A 22,156-nucleotide genomic window follows, 5' to 3' on the forward strand; every position below is an offset into this window, starting at 1 on the left:
AGAAGGATATGGGGAGTTTTATCGTCAAACGAATTCTGCTCGCAATACCCCTGCTGTTGATTATTTCGTTTATAACCTTTGTTCTGATCAATCTTTCACCGCTGGATCCTGCCGTTGTGGTGTTACAGGCGCAGGAAGTTCCGCAGATTACGGATGAGCTGGTTGCCCAAACCAAGGCGGAGCTTGGCATGGATCAGCCGTTTTTGATTCAATACGGGAACTGGCTGCTGGCTTGCCTGAAGCTGGACTTTGGCGAGTCCTATGTGACCGGGAATTCCGTCTGGTCCATGATTGGCCCGGCATTTGTGAACACGCTCAAATTAACGCTGATATCTTCCGTGTTCATTATTCTCTTCTCGATCCTGTTAGGTGTTGTCTGTGCGATGAGGGAAGGGAAAATGATGGATAAGTCCGTACGGGGCTTCTCCTTCCTGCTGACGGCGATACCTTCCTACTGGCTTGCAGCTATGCTGATCTGGTACTTCTCCGTCAAGCTTGATCTGCTGCCCACCAGCGGAATGGATTCGCCGCAGAGCTATATTCTTCCGGTCATCGTCATTACGGTAAGTTATGTAGGTATCTACTTCAGGAGCGTCAGAAGCTCCATGCTGAACAATTTGAATGAAGATTATGTCCTTTACGCGCGAGCCAGCGGAATTCCCGAGAGAAGGGTAACACTGCATATTTTGAGAAATTCACTGCAGGTGTCCGTTTCCATCTTCTGTATGGCCATACCCATTGTACTTGGAAGCACCGTTGTGATTGAGAATGTGTTTGCCTGGCCAGGTCTCGGGCGGCTAAGCGTCAGATCCATACTGAGCAGGGACTATCCGATTATCCAGGCATACGTGCTTATTCTGGCTGTCACTTTTGTGCTGTTCAATACGCTTTCCGATATCGTGAACGCAGCAATGAATCCCAAACTCAGAAAGGAATTCGAATGAGAAACCTTCGTAATTTAAGCCAGGATAAGCTAGCCATGGCGTCCCTTGCCTTTATCGTTGTGATGATCGCTGCTGGCGTTCTTGCTCCCTTGTTTGCACCGCATGATCCCGAAGAAGTGAACATGAAGCTCAGGTATGCGTCAGCATCCTGGTCGTATCTTCTCGGCAATGATCATCTGGGCAGATGTGTGTTGTCGCGGCTGATCTATGGCATTCGGCCAAGTGTACTGTGGGTTTTGGTTGCTCTGCTCGCCTCTGTTCTCCTGGGGGCCATCGTGGGGTTCATTTCCGGTTACTTCAAAGGGAAAACCGATGCGATTCTCATGAGGGTCTGTGATATTATGCTTTCGTTTCCGGGATACGTGATGACGCTCGCTGTGGTTGGCATTTTGGGCGCCGGTCTTGAAAATATTCTGATCGCCTTTGTAGTCATGAAATGGGCATGGTTTGCCCGGGTCATTCGTACATCGGTCATGCAATATTCCGAGATGGATTATGTGAAGTTCGCCAGGGCTTCCGGAATCAGCCACCTGCGCATCATTCACAAGCACATTGTGCCCGTCACCTTTTCCGATATTGCTGTCATTTCGAGCAGTTCCATCTGTTCCATGATCCTGCAAATATCCGGGCTGTCATTTCTCGGATTGGGCGTTCAGGCACCGCAAGCCGAGTGGGGCATGATGCTGAATGAGGCCAGAGAAGTCATGTTCTCCAGGCCGGAGCTGATGCTTGCGCCAGGTCTTGCGATCGTTTTGGTCGTATCGGCATTTAATTTTCTGTCCGATGCGCTGCAAGTGGCACTTGACCCCAAATTGATGACGTCCAAACCGGGCAGCAAGCTTCGCGGAAGGAAGAGAGGTGAGCAGGTCGCTTATGAATATATTGGAAGTTGAGCAACTGCGGATATGGGATGCACTTACGGAAGAGGTCATTGTGCACAACAGTTCATTCCAGCTGAAGCAAGGCCAGTGCCTCGCCATTGTAGGAGAAAGTGGAAGCGGCAAGTCGATGACATGCAGGTCCATCATGCGTCTGAATAAACCGGCCATCCGGCAGTCCGGCCGGATTCTGTTTCAAGGGGAAGATCTGAACAAGCTCACGGAACAGGAAATGCGCAAAAGAAGAGGGCGGAATCTGTGTATGATTCTCCAGAACGGAATGGGTGCATTTGATCCCTCCTGTGTGATCGGCGTTCATCTGAGGGAGACCCTTCAAGCACATTACGGATGGAATGCCAAGGAAGTGGAGAAGAACATGAAATCCGCCATGGAACGGGTGATGCTGAGAAATCCGGTGGACATCATGAATCAATACCCTCACCAGCTGTCAGGAGGCATGCTGCAGCGGATCATGATTGCTCTTGCTCTCGTTTTGGAACCAGATGTGATCATTGCGGATGAACCTACAACGGCACTGGATACGATTTCTCAATACGAAGTGGTCGAGCAGCTGATCCAACTGCGGGAACGAATGGGATGCTCCATGATCTTTATCTCGCATGATCTGGGAGTTGTACGGAAGATCGCGGATGATGTTCTGGTCATGAAGGATGGGCATATTGTGGAGTCGGGCAGCATTCGCTCCGTCTTTACAAAACCGCAGCATCCGTACACACAGTTTTTGGTATCCACCCGCCGGGAGCTAAGTAATCATTTCAGGCAATTGATGCAGGAGGAACAGCATATTGCTAAACGTTGACCATGTTCATAAATCCTATCCGCAAGGCGGCTTGTTTACGGGAGGCAGGCAATCCGTTCTGCACGATGTCAGTTTTGAATGTTATCGCGGGGAATGCCTGGGTATCATCGGGGAGAGCGGGAGCGGAAAATCCACCTTGGGCAGACTGATTTTGGGGATGGAGCGCCCGGATCAAGGGACGATTTCGATCGAAGGCAGATCCGTACTGGACAGAAAGGCAAGAAGGGGCAGGATCAGTGCCGTTTTTCAGGATTACAAGTCATCGATCAATCCGTTTTTTACCGTGGAGGAAGCCATCATGGAGCCACTACGCCTGCAAAAAAAGAACCCAGAAGGCAATGCCCATTCGCTCAAAATTGATGTTCTGCTTAGCCAGGTTGGACTGGACAAATCATACCGATCCAAGTATCCGCATGAATTGTCAGGGGGAGAAGTTCAACGGGTCTGCATCGCCAGGGCAATTTCAACAGAGCCTCAGTGCATTGTGCTGGACGAAGCGATCAGTTCGCTGGATGTATCGGTTCAGACTCAGGTGCTCCACGTGCTGAAAGAGCTGAAGGAAATCTATCAGATGACTTATATTTTCATTACCCACGATATACAGGCAGCTGCTTATATTTGTGACAGAGTGATCATTTTCAGAGAGGGCCGCATGGAAGAAATGGTGCCTATCGAACAGCTGAAAACCGTGAAATCCGAGTATGCGAGAAAGCTGCTGGATCATTTAATTACTTTCTAAAGGAGAACACACCGTGAGCGGAGCATTGTCATGGCCATTTCTGCGTTTATATCTATTGACGCTCTTTTACTTCAGTGCTAACGCCATCCTCAATGTCATTATCCCTCTAAGAGGTGAATCACTGGGGGCAAGCAGCACAGTCATTGGTCTCGTCATGGGAGCGTACATGTTCACAACGATGTTTTTCAGGCCATGGGCAGGTCAGATTATCCAAAAGCATGGACCGATCAGGATCCTTCGCATCATACTGATTCTGAACGGGCTGGCGCTGATCCTGTATACCTTTACCGGATTGGGGGGCTATTTCGTAGCCCGTGCACTGCAAGGCGTGTCTACCGCCTTTTTCTCCATGGCGCTTCAGATTGGCATCATTGATGCATTGCCCGAGAAGGATCGTTCACAGGGGATCTCATACTACTCCCTCTTTTCCTATATCCCGGGTATTGCCGGACCTGTGCTTGCTCTGGGACTGTGGAATGCGGGCGGGATGGATTATTTCTCGATCTTCATGATTGTGATTGCCATGGTAACAGGACTGTTTGGTTACAGTGTCAGGATGGACAAGACGAAGGAACGAGAAACTGACACAACACAGGATGAGACAGGACAGAAGCTCCGAATGCTGGATTCCTTCGGGGAGCTGATCCGAAATCCGTTTTTGTTCAAATGCAGTGTCATTATGCTCATCTCGTCGATTGTATTTGGCGCCATAACGGCGTTTATTCCGTTGTATGCTCCACAATTGAATCACGGGAATGCAGGAGTGTTTCTGATGATTCAGGCGGCGGTCGTCGTGGTTGCCCGTATAATGCTTAGAAAAAAAATTCCATCGGACGGAACATGGCACTCTTCGTTTATGATGGGTACGATGCTGCTTCTGACACTCGCTGCTGCGTGCGTGGGATTGTCCATTCAGGCAGGTGCCATCCTGTTGTATCTGGGCGCTGGACTCATGGGAATTGCGCAGGCAATCGTATATCCGACGCTGACGACTTATCTGTCCTTTGTCCTGCCACAGACGAACCGCAATGTGCTGATTGGTTTATTCATTGCAACGGCAGATCTGGGCGTCTCGCTTGGAGGTGTCGTTATGGGACCGGTTGCGGATCTGTCTTCCTTTTCATGGATGTATATGATCTGTGCAGTACTTGGAGCGCTGATGATTATTTTTGCGTATGACCGTAGGGGACTATTGTCAGTGATGAGATCGAAGGAAGGCTGATGCGGAATGCGTCAGCTTTTTTGTTCTGTTGGTCATTGTACACCTACAAATTCATTGACAATACAAGCAGTATACGATAAATTGTCCTTTTAATCATAATGATTACGATTATTCGACATATCTGCTCCGGCAATAGTGAGAAAGTGGGTACAAATTAATGGATGCTTCTGCAAACAATCATGGCAAATTAAATCCGGTCTCTTTTTCCTTTATCCGGTTTTATATGCTGGCTTTTTTATTTTTTGCCGCAAATTCGGCCTTAACGATTATTCTTCCACTGAGAAGTGAAGCGGCAGGATTGAGTCAGGCCGAAATTGGCCTCATGATGGGAGCTTACATGCTCACGTGTATGCTTTTGAGGCCGCTGGCTGCACAGCTTCTGGGGAAATATGGTCCTCTTCGCGTCATGCAATGGCTGCTGCTTCTGCATGCCGCAACACTGGTGCTCTTCATGATCGGTGATGTGGAAGCATACCTCTGGCTGCGAGCATTGCAAGGTGTGGCGACTGCGTTTTTCTCCATGACCATGCAGGCGGGTATAGTGGAAAAGCTCGAAGACAAGGACCGGGCACAGGGGCTGTCCATGTATACGCTCTTTACGATGGTTCCCTCTCTCATCGTTCCCATTCTGGCGATACAAATTTGGGAAAGTGCCAGTGATATTTGGTTTACGGTACTCCTGATTGGTTTGGCGGCACTGCCACTTCTGATCGGATACCGCGTGGATCTGCCCAAGCATACAGTACAAAATAAGTCATATACGCTAAGGGATATGATCCGCTCTTTTCGTGGTATTTGGCGCAGCACGCCCCTGTTGATCAGCAGTGTAGTCATGCTGTTTGCTTCCTGCGTTTTTGGAGCCACGGCGACGTTTCTTCCGCTCTATATGGTATCGACGGGACTTGCGAGTGCCGGGGTGTTTTTAACGATTCAGGGACTGGTTGTGATTCTATGCCGATTTATGTTGCGCAAAAAAATACCGTCCGACGGCAGCTGGAATACCTGGCTGATCGCAGGATTGCTGCTGTGCGCGGCACTGGGAACCCAGATGCTCGCGCTGCTGGAGTTCATTGGACCACTGGTGTACTTGTCCGCGGTGTTTAGTGGTTTTGCCCTGGCTCTCATGTACCCGACGTTGACGACATACCTGTCCTTCGTGCTCCCTGCTGATTCCAGGTATGTGCTGATGGGCATGTTCATGTCCTCCTACGATCTGGGTTTCTCCTTGGGCGGACTTGCCATGGGGCTGATTATTCAGAACAGCTCCTATTCCACGATGTTTACGATCTGTACATTTCTTTCCGTGGCGGCCATGGTGCTGGTCGTCATATGTAGAAAACGGATGGAATCAGGCAATAGAGAAAGGCTCTCTACTGCAAACTGAGGAAGCTCTCTGTATAGGCAATGTGTTGTTGTGTGCTGGTTTTAACGACTCGTGCTGGCTGACCTTAGATTGCTATTTAGATGCAAAAGTTAATAGGCTTACGGACTGAATTTCCGGGACGTATCATGATGATGTGAACAACCGGAACCAGACCGTAGGTCTTTTTTTTACAGAAATGATTTGACAACAGGAGCCAACAGGATTATAGTCATTGTTGTTAATCGTAATAATTACTAATAAGGCCAATAATATATTGGCTGTCACTATAAGGAGTAGATACAAATGACACAAAAGCAAGTTCCGGTAACGGTCCTCAGCGGTTACCTTGGTTCAGGTAAAACGACGGTGCTTAATCATGTACTGCACAATCGGCAGGGCCTTAAGGTCGCTGTCATTGTAAATGACATGAGTGAGGTGAACATTGATGCAGCGCTGGTTAAGGGAGAAGCTACGTTGTCCCGAACCGAAGAGAAGCTGGTTGAGCTGTCCAATGGCTGCATCTGCTGCACGCTGCGGGATGATCTGATGCAGGAGATCGAGAAACTGGCGAACGAAGGCCGGTTCGATTATATCCTGATTGAATCCACGGGCATCAGTGAACCTGTCCCGGTAGCGCAGACCTTTACATACGCCGATGAAGAATCGGGTATTGATCTGACCCGTCTGGCGAAGCTGGACTGCCTGGTAACGGTGGTGGATGCCAACCGGTTCTGGCATGATTTTGCCTCAGGACAGAGCCTTTTGGATCGGAGTCAGGCAGCAGGAGAGGAAGATACCCGTGACGTGGTGGATTTGCTGATTGACCAGATTGAGACGTGTGATGTCCTGCTGCTGAACAAATGTGATCTGGTCGATGAAGTGGAGCTGAACAAGCTTGAAGGCATCATCCGTAAACTTCAGCCCCATGCCAAGATGATTCGGACCGTGAAGGGGCAGGTGAATCCTGCTGAGATTTTAAATACAGGTCTCTTTGATTTTGAAAAAGCAAGCATGTCAGCCGGATGGATTCAGGAGCTGGAAAAAGAATCACACACCCCCGAGACGGAAGAGTACGGAATTGGCTCCTTCGTGTACCGTCGCAGGAAGCCATTCCATCCCGCACGTCTGGCTGAGTTCATGAGCTACTGGCCGGAAGAGGTCGTTCGTGCCAAAGGCCTGGTTTGGCTGGCGGCTGAAGGAGATGTAGCAGCAAGCCTGAGCCAGGCGGGGCCTTCCATTCAGTTTGGACCTGCCGGACATTGGGTCGCGGCCTTGCCGGAAGCGGACAAGGAATTGATTTTTCGCACCGAGCCGGGTGTCCTGGAAAATTGGGACGCCCAGTGGGGAGACCGTCAGACCGAGCTGGTGATGATTGGGATCGAGATGGAGCGTGACATGATTGAGGATGAGCTGGACCAGTGCCTGCTCAGTGATGAGGAGATGCAAGCCGACTGGGGACGATTTGAGAATCCTCTGCCGTGGCCTGTTGAAACCGTCTGATCGGAAGAAGGTTCTGTATTTGGAATTATAAGGTGTAACATGTTCAAAAAAATCGTAAAGGAGCTGTAAATGATGGCCAAAAAATCAAAAGTTGTTCGTGAAAAACAGCGTCAGGCAACGGTAGCCAAGTACGCAGAGCTGCGCCGGGAATTGAAGGAAAAAGGAGATTACGAAGCACTGCAGAGATTGCCGCGTAACGCCTCCCCAACAAGGCTGAAAAATCGCTGCGAACTGACAGGGCGTCCAAGAGGATATTTGCGCAAATTCAAGGTTTCACGGATCGTCTTCCGCGAACTGGCCCATCAGGGACAGATTCCGGGCGTAACCAAGTCCAGCTGGTAAGACAGAGGACGTTCATTTTGGCAATGAAAGGCTGTGGATGATATGCTGGACTCATTTACCATTCGAAGAATTCAATCGCTCATGAATGGGTATATCCACGAGAAGGTGCCTGCACCGCTCCGCACGATGGTTAAGCTGACTTATGTGATGAATGGTGACGAGCTCATTCTAACAGAGGAAAGGCCAGCCGAAGTAAGGTATCGGTGGGACGTGATGCCGATCGCCCGGTTTCAATGGGAAGGTGAACAATGGAAGGTATATGCCCGGGATGAACACAGCAGTTGGCATGCCGTAGACGTTATTGAGCCTTGTCCCGACTTTGAAGATTTGCTCGAACAAGTTGAACGGGATGAGACCGGCATATTCTGGCGCTGAGTCCAACCGAACGCAGAGCTGAAGTAGCCTACTTCTGGTTTTACGAGATGACTCTGGATTGATGGTGGAGAAGCAGGCTCTATTATAGATGTAGTAAATAGAAAAGGCGTCGTGCAGATGTAGCGGCGTCTTTTGCTTTGGGGATCGCATGAACAAAGTGATATGTGACTTAATACATAAAGTGACCTGTAATTTTCCGTTAATGGGCTTATCAAGGTGTATGATGTGACGATAATGTCACACTGAAATGAACATTGTTATGTTAATCGATGGGAATATATAGTCATTCACCCTTATACTTGAACTTGCTAAGCGAGTTTATTTCGTAAAGGGGGCATCTTCTAATGACTGATCCAATAAAAGCAATCATACTTGGGATAATAGAAGGGTTAACTGAATTCTTACCCGTATCGTCTACTGGACATCTTATTTTAGCAGGAAATTTACTTGACTTTGAGGGAGACGCGGCAATAACCTTTAAAATTGTTATACAGTTGGGTGCAGTGATGGCCGTTCTAATTCTTTATTGGAAAAGGTATATGGAGATTGGGTCAAACTTAATTAAAATGGATTTTTCAACAAGTAAAGGATTAAACGTAATACATATGATTTTGGCTATGTTACCAGCATTAATCGTATATCTTCTACTAAAGGACACTATAAAAAGCCAATTATTCGGCCCTAAACCTGTCTTATTTGGTTTAATTGCAGGTGGTTTGTTAATGATCATCGCCGCAAGGAGTAAGAGAACTACCAGCGTAGATACAATGGATAGGATTAGTTACAAACAAGCTTTTGGGATTGGCTTATTCCAATGTCTGGCCTTGTGGCCAGGTTTTTCGAGATCAGGTTCGACGATTTCAGGTGGCCTTTTGCTTGGTACTAGCCAAAAAGCTGCCGCAGATTTTACGTTCATTATTTCTGTACCTGTTATGTTTGGTGCTACCTTGTTGGACTTATACGATAGCATCGATTTAATTCGTTTAGACGATTTATATCTGATGTTAATTGGATTTATGACATCCTTCCTTGTGGCTATGATTGCGGTAGTAACGTTTATTAGATTGATCAAGCGACTTCGATTGGAGTGGTTTGCTCTATACCGTTTTGTATTAGCAGCTCTTTTCTATTTTATCGTCATACTGTAACTGTAAACTTCAATCTAACCGGGAAACGTTAGTCCAAAAAAGAAAGGAGCAGTTGCCGGTTGGCAGCTGCTTCATTTTTCGTTAAGCTAACGGGCAGGTTAGTTGAATGGATGATAGTATAAAGGAAACCCAGATACCAGGAGGATACACATGTTGCCTTTTCCAGCTGAAACTAGTCGTAAAGAAAAATTAGATTTTATAAATGAGATAAAGAACAAGTTATTAGAAAAATACGATAAGGACATCGAGGCTATTGGTATTTATGGTTCAATTGCTCTAGCAAAAGAGGGGCCTTATTCAGATATAGAATTGCACATCATTAGTAGAGATGGAGCGAATATACCTAACCGTGAATTAATTTTTCATCCTTACAAACTAGAGATTTCTACAAAACAGAAATCCGAATGGTTTCATCAGGCTAGCATGGTGGACGACGGATGGGCGATTAGAACAGGGAGCTTCGTACATATTACCTCCCTTTACGATCCAAATGGCATATTTTATAAGGCTAAGGAGATTGCGCTCTCAGTACCTGACGAAAAGTTTAGAGAAGTAATTGCAGAATTTATGATTTGGGAGCCATATGAAACGATGGGCAAGATCCGAAATGCCAAAGTTTCGAATAACCTCTCTTATCTTCCCCGTGCTGTGTTTGATTTCACATGGCAACTTGCTAAATTGATTGGATTGTTGAACAAACAATATTATACTAGTAGATCCGTAACTCTGGAAGAATCTATAGAACAACCTATCAAGCCAGAAGGATATGTTGAGTTAGCAACAAAAGTAATATGTGGTGAGCTGACTGATAAGGATGAGCTTTATCTATTGTGTGAGAACTTATGGTTTGGTTTGAATAAATTGCTTGAGGACTTAAGAATAGAATATCGTAGTGATATTCTAGAATTGTGAAAGTCTAATATACAAAAATTACTTAAAGCGTAGAAATACCGTGAGTTGACAGAGTAATAATGCAAAGAACGCAGCCAGCCGATCAACTTGATTGGCTGTTTTATTGAACTAACGGGAAACGATAGCTCATTAATACCAAGCAAGCAGCTGATCGCTTTGATCAGCTGCTTTTTATTAAACTAACGGGCAGGTTAGTAGAGCGGTTTAACAATTGTAAATTATGTGATATAACCTTATAGGAGTGTAAAAACACAGATCGGTTGGTAGTCCGGTCGCACAGGGTTAGCCCTCGTGTCAGTGACCTTCCCCCCTCGGGATGTCCATCACTCCAGTATAAAACAGAGGGGGAGTAAGTGTGAAGCTTACCGTATTGTTTGATGAAAGTTGTAAGTACTGGATCGGTGTGATTGAGCAGGAAGAGCGGGGACGTCTAAAAGCTTGTCGTCATATTTTTGGTAACGAACCGAAGGATTCGGAAGTTTTAGAGTTCGTTAGCGAGAAAATGATGGAATTGATGAGCCTCACGAAGGTAGGGACGAATGCTAAACGAAGTAAAAACACTCGAGTAAATCCGAAAAGACTAGCTCGCCAGGCGTCTAAGGAGATTGCCCAGAGAGGTTTAAGTAGCCATGCTCAGGAGGCAATAAAGCTGGACCTCGAGTCTAGGAAACTCCAACGAAAAGTGCATGAACGACAACAAATTCTTGAAGAGAATGAAAGAAAATATCAACTTAGGGTTCAAAAAGCTAAGAAGAAGCACAGAGGCAAATAGTCAAGAAACTAACTAGCGTCTCAGAGGAAGCACGTCTTTATAGACTTGCTTCTTTTTTTCTTACTGCTCTAAAAGCCAGGCTGCGAATTTGATCGTTCATTTAACTAACGGAAAACGATAGCTCAACAGTACCAAGAAAGCAGCTGATCCATGTGATCGGCTACTTTTGTTTAACTAACGGGCAGGGTGCAACTAAAAGTAAATATGCAAAAATAAATGGATCTTCTCGGTGAAAATGTTCTACTACCTTTAACGCTGTATGCACAATGAGAGCTTAATTCTGTAAGCTTATCAAAAATAGCAATTGGGCATCTAAGCTATCCCATACAGCACAAAGGAGCATGATTTGTGATCTCAAACGAAATATAACACCGCAGATGACATGGAGGTCAGGAAAGAAAGCCTTTCTTCGGCGGGGCTGCTGGTGTTAGCGGTGGCGGGATTTATTGCACACTTATGGAAAGTTTTCCTGCTGGCCTACTACCACAGATTGCGAGTGGTCTTATCGATACGCAGGCGCTGGCCGGACAACTGGTTACGTTATATGCAGTTGGTTCCCTGCTGGCAACCATTCCGCTGACCACGGCGACACAAGGTGTAAACGCATCCGCCTTTGCTGCTCTGTATCATCTGTATCATAGGTTTTCTGGTATTTAACATGTTGACTGCCTTATCTTCTATGTATGCGATAACGCTATTCGCACGTTTCAGTGGGGAGTAGCGGCGGGGTGTTATGGGCAATTACTGCAGGTTATGCACGCTGCATGGTGCCAGAGTCGTTAAAAGGAAAGGCCGTGGCTGTCGCTATGGTAGGCACGCCTTTGGCACTTGCACTTGGGGTTCTGTCGAGGGACAAGAACTTGTAACGATTGCCGATTAAACTGACATCTTAATAAGAAGCGATGTAGTTAAAACCTGTCCTGAGGGCAATACTCTAGCGAAGAGGATGGCTCCCACAACGCTGAACACAACGCTAGTAACCACCATGAGTAAAAGAATGTCACGTCCGTTGCGCCGAAGTTTCTTGACGAACAAGATCAGTACGGCCGCGAATGGAAGCAGATAAAAAAACTATGAAATAGATTGTATTCAAAGGTATGATAATAAAATGTTACATATCAACCATTATTCCTTAGCCAAGATTCTTTGATGTAAATAAATTTAAAAATCCATTGCTTTGTAAGCAATGGATTTTTAAACAAATAAAAAGAAAGGAGTATACTAGTTTCTCTGATTTCTTAAAATATGGACTTTGCATCAAGGTACTTTTAATATTTTGTCAAGGTTACTGGTATACTTTTATTTAATCCAGGATCAGAAACGAATACTTTAGCACTAACCTGGTAATACATTAAGTTACCTAGAACACTATCGTTATCTTGATATTTATTATAGTTCACGTTACTTTTAGGATTTGTATACGTTCTATCCACTGTAATTCCGATTCCATCACTTCCAAGAAGGCCATAACCAGCAAATTTAATTTCGTTATCAAATTTGCTATGGTATTTCTTGTTTATGTCGTTAGAAGTCATACTAAAGTTAATACTTTCGCTCACCAAACCAAGTTGAACTTCAATGTATCCTACAGTTTGAACTGTACTATTTTGTCCTACTGCCCCGGAACCGCTCAAAGAGAACTTTGTGTTTCCATCCCAGAAACTTTGAATTGATACTTCTGGTTGTTCTGATGGTTGTGCTGGAATTGCATATTTTTTAACAAATTCTGCATCTTCATCACTGAATCTCTCGTTAATTTTATATTTTGAGTTAATTTCCTCAAATCTTTGAGCAATTGCTTGACTATCTAGCTGTTCATCATTAGATTCAGCACTTGCAGAAAGAACTGGTAGCATTGTTAAAGCCAAAGTTAGTAACAATAAAATAGCCTTTTTCAATTATTTAATCCTCCATATAACTAATATTTACGTCTACGTTCCATTATTATACAATAATAAAGTAATAAATGGAAGTTAATTTTATTATTTTATCTTTTATGGTATAAAGTGTATATTAATTATTTACCTTTTTTAATATTATGTGAAAGGAGGATATTAGTGCTTAAAAAGACAACTGGTTTTCTATTTGATATTATTGTTTGTGGTATTCTTTATTTCTTTGGGGTAACGGCTCTATGGAATTTAGAATTACAACTTTATCCTATGGTAAAAGTGAACCCTAAGAATTATATATTGATATTCTTTGCGATGAATTGTTTAATTACTTTTCTTATCCACTCTAGATTTTATTACTTCGGCGAATGGTTTCATTCAAGAAAGATGAATTTAAAGCAACGTACAAAAAAAATTATAATTTCAGTTTCAATAGTTCTTGCTCTATTACCAGTAATACTATCTATAGTTTTTTAAGAAAATTGGATCGGTTTCAACTAGTTTAGAGTTACCCACACTTGATCCACGGGTAGCTCTTTTTTTGTGGATTTATTTCTTTTTTTGTTATGGGCAGGAAGTGAATGTTGCCTTCGGGGTTGATGATTGGCTCAACAGTGCTAAGGGTTTCCTTTTTGTGTTGTTCAGTTGTATGCTTCCATAGAGTCTATTCATAGTTTATACATTGGTTCCACTTGCCTGCTTCCAGCCTGACCATACCTCGGAAAAAACGGTAGTATACCAATCGAATTTGCACTCTAGAGAGCGTAGCCGACGAAATCCGTTTGTTTTCTTGAATCATATGGAATTCACGTCCCTAATGAGCTGTATCAGTGGATTATTCAATGATTGACAACGATGTGTGATACGTTGAGGAATGGTGCTGCGGAAGGAAATTTGGCCTTTCAAAAGATGGTGGATGAAGGACACTTGGCTCACTATGAGAACGAGACTCGATTTGTAGCAGATCATTTCAATGATTGGATTAAAAATTAAGTATTCTGCTAACGGGTAACGATAACTCAATAAACTAAGAAAGCAGCTAACAATCGGAGGTGCAGTTTTTTTGTCAAAATTTAATTTAGACTTGAAGATAGAGGCTATTCATCAATACTTATCAGGAAATGAAGGGATTAAAAGCATTGCGAAATCCTTAGGAATTAACCATGAAATCCTGCGACGCTCGAAGGCACCCACGACTTGTTGGCATGGAATAAAGATTACAATTTGACGAAGCTTCCTAACTTGATCGGACATTGGGACTATAAAGACAAAACGATCCTTGTTCGCGATAATTTAGATCTTCTTGAACTTCAATAGAAGTGACGTGCTTTTCTTGTTAAGCTAAAGGGAAATGTTAACTCTATACAATAAAGAAAGCAGCTGATTCATTGTGATCGGCTGCTTTTTGTTCACTTAACGGGAAACAATAGCTCAAGAAAAACAAAAGAGGCAGCAGGAGATTATGGTCGGCTGCCTTTGTTCACTTAACGGGCAGATAAGTTGATTACCAGGAAGTTCAAGCGTAATTATAATATAATCTAAATCTCTGTACTGATCCCTAATGTTTGGATTCGTGGGTTTTTGGTTGTAGAAGCGAAAGAGTATTGTAGATAGGAGCAATCTCATTTGTTTGTTTATTTGAATAAGTTCCTATTGCAATAAAGGCATTCATGAGTGATTCGACGGTCGTAATGCAAGTCTATAAAAATCTGCCCAACCATAAGCGTTGGTTTGCATTCCTATTAAACGATTATCGTAGTACGTGGCCTGGTTTAGATGGTACAAAAAGAATACAGCACGTGTATTTCTAAGCCACTGTTCCGTTTCCCGGGTCATTTGAATCCGTTTGTGTAGTTCAGGCTCGTTCTCGATCTTACGCAATCGAGCACTTAGATGCTGATATATCTCAGCGGAAAGATGCCTACGTACAACATGACGATCATCAAGCATAAGACGTAAGAAAGAAATGACCGGATAATCATCAACAACAGCGTTAGCTAGTACAAGATCTGCGGCATCAATTATCTCTGGACGTATAAAATCTTCATATTCTCGAACTTCTACATTGATTTTTATCCCATGTTTAGCGCATTGTTCGCTAAACCAGCGTGCATTTCTCTCCAAGGAATCATCCAATATATGATATGTCAGCAACGATAGTGATTGTTCTGGGTGATAGGGAGGTGGTGCTAAAAAGGTAGATTCTGTTTTTAAATAACTGCGATCATCATTCCTATATTCATTTTCTGATATTCGGTCCGCTGTTATACTCCATTCGGGAAAAAAGCTGTACGCTTCGCTATAGGTATGATCGCTTGAACCATCATTCATATGTAGCGGATTAGCTGCATGACAAAGCCAGCGACGAAAATCGCTAGATTGTAGAGGTCCCGGCTTGTTGAGCTGAAATGTCATATATGTGCACCCAGCTTCAACTTTTTCGATGTCAGGTGGTCGATTGTTTCGTGTGTGGAGTTGAAAAGGATGAATATAAGGGAGTGAATCGCCTGCCATTTCCTGTAACGGTAATGGACGATAACGAGTTTCCGGTATGATCCAGAGTTCCACCCGGTCCAGCTGAGCTCGCCCCCAAAAATATGCAGGGAAGGCCTCGAGAACAATTTGGACGTTATTGTTCTCGATCACCCGGAACGGCCCACTTCCAATAGGAAAACGTGCAAATTCCCCAGGCGAAAGTATTGAGGAAGAAAGGGGAAGGATTGAAGCACGCGGAGAAGCAAGCAGTTGGGGAAGAAGATGGTAAGGTCGTCTAAGTCTAATCTCAACACAGTAAAGGCCTAATGCTTGAATACAATCCAAAGGAAGCTCAGTCCATTCCGTTCTTCCAAAATTTGTAGACGTTAAACGCTTAAGAGTATAGACAACATCCTTGGCGTTCAATTCGGTATTATCGTGGAAAAGGATCCCTTTTCTTATGTAAAAAGTCCAAGTGGTTCCCTTGTTATTCGTTTCCCAATAATAGGCCACATGAGGAATGATTTCTTCGTCCTCATCGCTCTTCGTAACAAGCGTGTCAAAGAGTTGGCGAGCCATATGCCACTCCGTGCGCCGTAGGGTAAATACAGGATCTAAATTAGGCATATTTCGATAAAAAGGGAGGCGCAGTGTATCTAGTTGATAATTCTCATTCTTATCGACGCGGTAACCATACTGTCCCTCTAGCCAATGTGCAAAACGACCGCGCATTACATCATCTAAGTGATGCTTTTCAAGTAATCGTATTCCATCATGAAACTTTCCTTTAGTCGTTGCTTCCTGGGCGAGTGTAAGCACCACCTCCGCTTCGGAAGTTAATATCGTCAGCGTGGAGTGATTACCTCTTCCACGTCCTGGGGACCAAGTGATCCACCCAGCCGTACACAAACGACGTATGATCCACTTCACATTACGTGGTGTACAGTTCCATATTGTTCCCAGCTCTTGTAAAGTCGTCTTCTGTGAAATCTGCGATTCCAGCTTACCAAATAATTTCTTAAGATTGAAGAAATGTTCTGATAACTGCAAAATATTCACCTCCAAATAAAAGGGGAAGTTTCAGATCGAAAAGTATACTCTTTTTATATCCCTTATTTCAACTACAATCATAGCATACGAACTATATGCGTAGCTGAAAAGGAGGAGCTTATTATGGAAATTGTTTTAGCCACTTGGAGTCCAAGGAAAGCCCAATGGATAAAGGAAGGACTGCTTAAATTACCGATCCCAATGAGGGCGTTATTTGAAAATGAAGTGGACGAAGTTGATGAGAGTGGAAATACCTTCGAGGAAAACGCGCTTTTGAAAGCCAACGCAGTTCAGATTACATCAAATAGGATTATCGTTGCGGAAGACTCAGGGTTATGTGTAAATGTTTTAGACGGAAATCCAGGTGTTTGTACTGCCCGGTGGGCTCCCGGTACGGATGATGATCGAAGTGTTAAATTGCTTGAGGAACTAAAACATGTAACCAACCCAGCACTTCGTACAGCACGAATTAAGAGTGTAGTCGCAATCCGGTTTCCGGATGGTAGTAGTTCCTATACATATGGAGAGTTAGAAGGGAGAATTTCATTCAGTCCACGTGGCAGACTAGCGAGTGGTTATTCTCGTATCTTTGAGCTACCAAGGGGGCTAACCATTGCTGAAAATGGATTACCTACTGTTAAAGTCAATGATCATCACTTACAGGCTTTAGCAATGGTAACCGAGCGTATTAGAGAGTGGATCATTGCTCACGAATCAAGAGGTGACTCTCTTGACTAAGGATGATGCAAGTCGTTTTAGTACAGTCAAAGATCAATATATCCTCGCCATGGGTGCAGCCCTATTAGTCACCATACTTTGGTCGACCTCGTACATTTTAAACAAGATGGCGTTTCAACATCATATTGGGCCTTTTACGCTAGCTGGTTTACGTTACAGCGTTTCAGCAATCACATTAGTGCTCGTTCGGTTGATTCTGCTAAATCGAAGTAGTATAGTACCAAAAAAGCATGTTCAAAAGGGAAAAGTACGTATTCAATTACGACCGTATTATATCGTTGTACTTGGAGTAACTGGATATCTAATGGCACAGGGGTTACAATACGCGGGGCAGATGCTGATTACACCCACACAAACGAGCATGATTCTCTCCGTTGGTAACACTGCAGCTTTAATTGTATTAGACGTTTCCTGGCTTAGAGAGTTACGTGGTCGCATATCATTTTTAGGGATCGTAGCAGCACTCGCTGGAGTTGTCGTTTTCTATTTCCCTTGGGATTTTAGGGGAGGGCATATTAGTGGGATTTTACTAATCCTCGCTTCATGTGCTGGATATGCTATCCATCTTGCACTAACGAGGCACTTACTAAAGAACGGAAAAGCAAGTTCAGGTGATCTCGTTCTAATGCCCATGGCAATTGGTGCTTTTGGGATGTTAGTTATTGGGCTGATCTTTGAAGGTTTACCAAGGTTCTCATGGCCACTTGTGGGGATCATACTGTGGCTAGGAATTATTAATGGTTCATTTGCATTCTCTTTATGGACTTGGAGTCAAAAGCACTTGCGGGCCTATGAGAACAGTCTAATCAACAATTTAATGCTGCTAGAGGTAGCTGTATTGGATATTCTCATTTTCCACCGCAATCTGTCGGTTGCTGAACTGTTGGGACTACTGATTGTAGGATTAGCTATATTATTCGTACAAATATACTCTCATTTAAAAAGACCTACTTAGTAAGCTTCTTAGTTAAAATTTCTTTCATAACTTCTGTGGCCTCCGTGAATAAAGCATCTTTTTAGACTGCCTATTAACCAGCGAGATGATGATTGCTTAAAGAACTGGAAGGCAATATCAGATAACTTACAAGGTTTAACATTGCGATCTTTTTTTTCAAAAAGTAAGAACATATTGAACTAACGGGAAACGATAGCCCAAATGAAATGTGATCAACGGCAACCGGTATTGTTGCAGAAATGCTGACGATCCTTTTTGGTATACCTTTACGGAGACTACGGAGTATATTCTAGAAAAATTGCTCCAGGGGCTGGTTATACCCAGCGTTTTTTTGTTAAACAAGATGGAACAATTCAAATGTAAATATCGTTTAAGGATTAAGTGGGGGATTATGATGAAAAAATATTCACTTTACACCTTAATGTGTGCTTCATTGTTGACCTTGATTCTTAGCAGCTGCCAAATTTCTAATCAGTCGGATCAGTCGGGAGTAAGTAAGGAACCAAAGGGATTAGAAACCTTCTATCCTGGCGACATTACACAAGTTGATTCTATTGAAATAATGAGTGGCAGTGATGGCACAAAAAAAACGACTACAGATCAAGCACTAATTCAAGAATGGATTGAAAAGGTACGGCACTTAAAAATCGCACTTGATCCGGGGCAAGAAGATACAACAGGGGTTTTGTTTCATGTCACTATGTTTGAGCAGGAGAAAGAAATGTTATATATGACGCCTACTGATATGAATCATCAGCGGATGGAGCCGCAATCGGAATTAGCATACCGGATGACAGAGCTTTACGATGCTATAAAATAAGGTAGCGCCTGTAGATGGAGGCGCTACCTTATTTCCATTCCGGTTATTTGTATTTTGGTTTTCCCAAGATCAACTGCCGACACTCCCGTTCCAATTACTCTTCGCCTTCTGCACTCTCATACAAACCTGGTTAGTTTCCCAACTGGGATTTTAATATCATTAAAAATTTGGGGCGCTCCTGGTCTGGGGAAAGCCCTTTTTCGTGATTTAAATACTCATACGATAAACATATACCTTTAGGGACAGTAGAGACGGAGGAATTTATATTAGAAAGACGAAGCTACATTAAGCTAACGGGCAATTTTGCTGAATAGATCTGCTGAGTAGTGGAGCATCTAGCCTCTCACGGTTGGTTGCGGACAAGAAGATTAAAAATAGTAAGGTAAGGAGAAATCCGGCAGATACGATTGCGATCAAAAACTACCCATGACGCATGTCCATCATGGGTAGTTTTTGATCATTTCCATACGTTCAGGAGGGGGCCGTGTGAAATAGCGATGTCCTAATCACTTCGTTGGACAGACAGAGTTATGTGTAAAAATGGCCACCGTCCGGGAACGGCTTTTCTTCATATACATTTCCGAACTGACTTACTTGACCGGCCCCATCCAGGTTGAGATCGTCTTCTGCTGGTGCGGCAACGGCGGTTTCAACTTCCCGTTATCGACCAAATGCTTCAAAATATAAGCGACAAGCCGGCCTCCGCCGGTGTTGCCTCTCACCATGTAAGCAAGCTGCGGCTCCAAATGCTTCGGCTGATTTTGTAGGAACAGGTTGAGCATTTTGTCGTAGAGCTTGCCGACAGCAGGCGCATACAGAGCGGACAAATCCGGCATTGCCTTGTTTAACCGATCCAACGTTTGCGGGGAGTCGATCCAAACCGCATTGAACTTGTACCCCTCCTCCGTCTTGCGGATGTACCCCTTCTCCAGCAGGAACGAATATTGCTCGGCGTTCTCTTCGTTGTCGGGCAGTTCCCCTTGTTGGAACGCATGACAAATCTCGACATTCCGGTATTCCAGGAAACGCCAATCCATCTGGCGGTCGCTCCAGTAAGTATTGAATTGCCACAAGTATAAGGGAGTGTCTTCGACGTAGCGGAGCGACGGACCGAAGGTGACGTAACTACTCAAATCAAAACCCGGATCGGCATTGTGGCTCCGGTTTAACGCCGCATAGGCAATATACTGACCTCCGTCCTTTCGCATTGGTGCGACCACTTCGAAGGTTTCGCCCGCCGGCATGCTCCGCCAAGATTGCTCCTCGACGTTCTTGGGCAGCAAGGTCCAGAGCAGGAAGTTATAGTCGCCGTCCGGAACGTACACTCCGCTATCCTCGACTTGCCGGCGAACTTCCATTAACGCGTCAAAATGAACATCGGCCACTTCGGCGGCGCAATCTTGCCAAAATTGATGACCGGCTACGGCCAACTCGAAGAGGTCCCAGACGATGGTATTGCTTTGATATTTGCCGGGAGAGGTTTGGATGAGGAAATTGTAATCGGCCAGGTGCCGAACTTCGCCTTCCAGCAAAGACGGCGGCATTCCGAGCTCCTCCGCAATTTGATGTACGGTACGCGCCTTGTGATAAGCCGCGTAAACGATATTTTGCGCCAAGGCGCGTCCAAGAAAATCGTTGGTTTCGCCCAGTCTGCCGGCCGAACCGGAATGGCCCATTTCCCCCATGCTGACCGGATTGACACTTAAAGTTCCTGTTGCACGCATACGTTTCATCCCTTTCCGTAACTTCTTTTTAGCCTCGCTCAAATGCCACTTCACCGTGCCTACAGGAATGTTCAGAGCAATCGCTATATCGCCGATTTTAAGCTCGTCGTAGTAATGCATGACCACGATTCGGCGATGGATGTCGGACAGAAACGCGACTTCTCGGCGGAGATCGCGGTAAGCTTCGGTTACCAACAGCCGGTCAAGCGGCTCCCGAGAAGGGGCGGCCGACAGTTCGGACATGCCGTTGATTTCGATCGCTTGGGGAGCGTGCGCACGCTTTTTCAACCAATTCACCCAAGTGTATCGGGCAACCGTCCAGACGTAAGCGTCAAGGCTTCTAATGTCCCGCACCCCAGAGAAGGATTTCAACAACTGCAGCATAATCTCCTGAGCCAGATCCTCCGCCTCGGCCCGCTGCTTGACCCGGTTTAAGGCAAAACCGAAAATCGGTTTGACATAGCTCCGAATCGCTTCCGCCGCTTCTTTTCCGTTTTTACTAATTGAATCCATTTTTTGCCTCCATAGTTGCATCTGTAATTCCTGACAATTATATAGTGTGCCAGGCGAAATAAAGGTTGGGATTATTTCAAAAAAATTTGGGCGTCCTACCGGATCACTTCATACATGTATAATTACAAACATCATGAGTAGGTCATTTAAATGGTTAAAGAGATGTTATAAACTTTTTGTTAAACAAGTTGAAGTTTGCTTTAGATGTAAAGGTCTCACTTTTAGTATATAAAGATACTTCTTTTCCGTTCAACTATGGGAGTATACAAACTAGGAGCACGAGACGAAGTTCTACTTCGGGTACTTGGGGTACTCCTTCGTTCCGTAGTTAACCAGGAGTGGTCTCGATTAATTATTCAAATGCATAATAGAGGTTCATTAAACTAACGGGAAACTATAGTTAATCTAATAAGAATTTTAGAGGGGCTTGGTATGAAAAACATTTTTCTGATTGGCGGTACAATGGGCGTAGGAAAAACAACAACTTGCCAAATTATGAAGGATAAATTGAGCAACAGCGTATTTCTTGATGGGGACTGGTGCTGGGACATGCGTCCATTTCAAGTGACCGAGGAAACCAAAGAGATGGTTATGCAAAATATATGCTTCCTTTTGAATAATTTTATCAAGTGTACTGTTTATGAAAATATTGTCTTTTGCTGGGTAATGCATCAGCAAGCTATTGTTGATGAGATTATTACACGTCTTGATACACAAGGTTGCAAAGTGCATCTCATATCCTTGGTATGCAGTATAGAGGCATTGAAAGAACGACTGATTAAGGATGTAGATGTCGGAAATCGTACGGAAGATATATTATTAAGAAGCCTAGAGCGCATTCCTCTATACGAACAACTGAATACAACTAAAGTGGATGTCTCGAACATCACCGCCGAGCAAGCAGCAGACTTTATTATTCAGCGGTTCTCAATACCAACTAATTGAATGTGTAGTCTGGTTTTGCATGGAACAAA

The 22,156-nt window shown here is 44.3% G+C and carries 20 protein-coding genes and 1 pseudogene; 18 read left to right on the top strand and 3 right to left on the bottom strand.

Translation table 11 applies throughout. The annotated features are described in order from the left end of the window. The first annotated feature begins 8 nt into the window (after positions 1-8). From opp1B to ABGV42_RS21315, 13 genes and pseudogenes are all read left to right on the top strand, one after another. Entirely contained in the window at positions 9-944 is a 936-nt protein-coding gene (gene opp1B / locus ABGV42_RS21255) for a nickel/cobalt ABC transporter permease (protein ID WP_347383564.1), read from the top strand. Then, positions 941-1,837 (top strand): staphylopine uptake ABC transporter permease subunit CntC, encoded by an 897-nt coding sequence (cntC, locus tag ABGV42_RS21260; RefSeq protein ID WP_347383565.1) that lies wholly within the window; start codon positions 941-943, stop codon positions 1,835-1,837. The genes opp1B and cntC overlap by 4 nt, the downstream gene beginning before the upstream one ends. Further along, positions 1,818-2,642 (top strand): staphylopine uptake ABC transporter ATP-binding protein CntD, encoded by an 825-nt coding sequence (gene cntD / locus ABGV42_RS21265; RefSeq protein WP_347383566.1) that lies wholly within the window; start codon positions 1,818-1,820, stop codon positions 2,640-2,642. Before cntC ends, cntD begins: the two co-directional genes overlap by 20 nt. Then, positions 2,629-3,381, top strand: coding sequence for an ABC transporter ATP-binding protein (locus ABGV42_RS21270; protein WP_347383567.1), 753 nt, complete (start codon positions 2,629-2,631; stop codon positions 3,379-3,381). Before cntD ends, ABGV42_RS21270 begins: the two co-directional genes overlap by 14 nt. A 13-nt stretch (positions 3,382-3,394) precedes the next feature. Further along, entirely contained in the window at positions 3,395-4,603 is a 1,209-nt protein-coding gene (cntE, locus tag ABGV42_RS21275) for a staphylopine family metallophore export MFS transporter CntE (RefSeq protein WP_347383568.1), read from the top strand. A 157-nt stretch (positions 4,604-4,760) separates the two neighbouring features. Next, a complete protein-coding gene (cntE, locus tag ABGV42_RS21280; RefSeq protein ID WP_347383569.1) occupies positions 4,761-5,987 on the top strand; it encodes a staphylopine family metallophore export MFS transporter CntE in 1,227 nt (408 codons plus the stop codon). 282 nt (positions 5,988-6,269) lie between these two features. Next, entirely contained in the window at positions 6,270-7,466 is a 1,197-nt protein-coding gene (locus ABGV42_RS21285; protein WP_347383570.1) for a GTP-binding protein, read from the top strand. Positions 7,467-7,538: 72 nt separating this feature from the next. After that, positions 7,539-7,808, top strand: a complete 270-nt coding sequence (gene rpsN, locus ABGV42_RS21290) for a 30S ribosomal protein S14 (protein WP_347383571.1) — start codon at positions 7,539-7,541, stop codon at positions 7,806-7,808. A gap of 42 nt (positions 7,809-7,850) precedes the next feature. Further along, positions 7,851-8,183 carry a DUF3024 domain-containing protein gene (locus ABGV42_RS21295; protein ID WP_347383572.1) on the top strand — a complete coding sequence of 111 codons (333 nt, stop codon included), beginning with the start codon at positions 7,851-7,853 and terminating at the stop codon, positions 8,181-8,183. Between the two features lie 344 nt (positions 8,184-8,527). After that, positions 8,528-9,331: an undecaprenyl-diphosphate phosphatase gene (locus ABGV42_RS21300; RefSeq protein ID WP_347383573.1), complete on the top strand. Its 804-nt coding sequence runs from the start codon at positions 8,528-8,530 to the stop codon at positions 9,329-9,331. A gap of 150 nt (positions 9,332-9,481) precedes the next feature. Beyond that, on the top strand, positions 9,482-10,243 hold the full coding sequence (locus ABGV42_RS21305) for a kanamycin nucleotidyltransferase C-terminal domain-containing protein (protein WP_347383574.1): 762 nt from the start codon (positions 9,482-9,484) through the stop codon (positions 10,241-10,243). A 355-nt stretch (positions 10,244-10,598) separates the two neighbouring features. Beyond that, positions 10,599-11,015, top strand: coding sequence for a YjdF family protein (locus ABGV42_RS21310; protein ID WP_347383575.1), 417 nt, complete (start codon positions 10,599-10,601; stop codon positions 11,013-11,015). A 382-nt stretch (positions 11,016-11,397) separates the two neighbouring features. Further along, positions 11,398-11,857: pseudogene (locus ABGV42_RS21315) on the top strand (MFS transporter); the annotation flags it as partial. A 426-nt stretch (positions 11,858-12,283) separates the two neighbouring features. Here ABGV42_RS21315 and ABGV42_RS21320 read toward each other — a convergent pair. Then, positions 12,284-12,913 (bottom strand): hypothetical protein, encoded by a 630-nt coding sequence (locus ABGV42_RS21320; RefSeq protein ID WP_347383576.1) that lies wholly within the window; start codon positions 12,911-12,913, stop codon positions 12,284-12,286. 159 nt (positions 12,914-13,072) lie between these two features. Between ABGV42_RS21320 and ABGV42_RS21325 the strand changes: the two genes are divergently transcribed. Further along, positions 13,073-13,384: a hypothetical protein gene (locus tag ABGV42_RS21325; protein WP_347383577.1), complete on the top strand. Its 312-nt coding sequence runs from the start codon at positions 13,073-13,075 to the stop codon at positions 13,382-13,384. Positions 13,385-14,575: 1,191 nt separating this feature from the next. On the opposite strand, the gene ABGV42_RS21330 is transcribed toward ABGV42_RS21325, so the two are convergent. Beyond that, complete coding sequence (locus ABGV42_RS21330; protein WP_347383578.1) at positions 14,576-16,432, bottom strand: ABC transporter substrate-binding protein; 1,857 nt, start codon at positions 16,430-16,432, stop codon at positions 14,576-14,578. Between the two features lie 123 nt (positions 16,433-16,555). Between ABGV42_RS21330 and ABGV42_RS21335 the strand changes: the two genes are divergently transcribed. The 3 genes from ABGV42_RS21335 (at position 16,556) to ABGV42_RS21345 (ending at position 18,945) form a co-directional block, all read left to right on the top strand. Beyond that, a complete protein-coding gene (locus tag ABGV42_RS21335; RefSeq protein ID WP_347383579.1) occupies positions 16,556-17,170 on the top strand; it encodes a non-canonical purine NTP pyrophosphatase in 615 nt (204 codons plus the stop codon). Then, positions 17,163-18,125 carry a DMT family transporter gene (locus ABGV42_RS21340; RefSeq protein ID WP_347383580.1) on the top strand — a complete coding sequence of 321 codons (963 nt, stop codon included), beginning with the start codon at positions 17,163-17,165 and terminating at the stop codon, positions 18,123-18,125. The genes ABGV42_RS21335 and ABGV42_RS21340 overlap by 8 nt, the downstream gene beginning before the upstream one ends. Positions 18,126-18,516: 391 nt before the next feature. Further along, positions 18,517-18,945, top strand: a complete 429-nt coding sequence (locus ABGV42_RS21345) for a hypothetical protein (protein ID WP_347383581.1) — start codon at positions 18,517-18,519, stop codon at positions 18,943-18,945. 590 nt (positions 18,946-19,535) lie between these two features. Here ABGV42_RS21345 and ABGV42_RS21350 read toward each other — a convergent pair. Beyond that, on the bottom strand, positions 19,536-21,182 hold the full coding sequence (locus tag ABGV42_RS21350) for an RNA polymerase sigma factor (RefSeq protein ID WP_347383582.1): 1,647 nt from the start codon (positions 21,180-21,182) through the stop codon (positions 19,536-19,538). Positions 21,183-21,614: 432 nt separating this feature from the next. On the opposite strand from ABGV42_RS21350, the gene ABGV42_RS21355 reads away from it, so the two are divergent. After that, on the top strand, positions 21,615-22,127 hold the full coding sequence (locus ABGV42_RS21355; RefSeq protein ID WP_347383583.1) for an AAA family ATPase: 513 nt from the start codon (positions 21,615-21,617) through the stop codon (positions 22,125-22,127). Positions 22,128-22,156 lie beyond the last annotated feature (29 nt).

This window comes from Paenibacillus pabuli, assembly GCF_039831995.1.
GTDB classification, from domain to species: Bacteria; Bacillota; Bacilli; order Paenibacillales; family Paenibacillaceae; genus Paenibacillus; species Paenibacillus pabuli_C.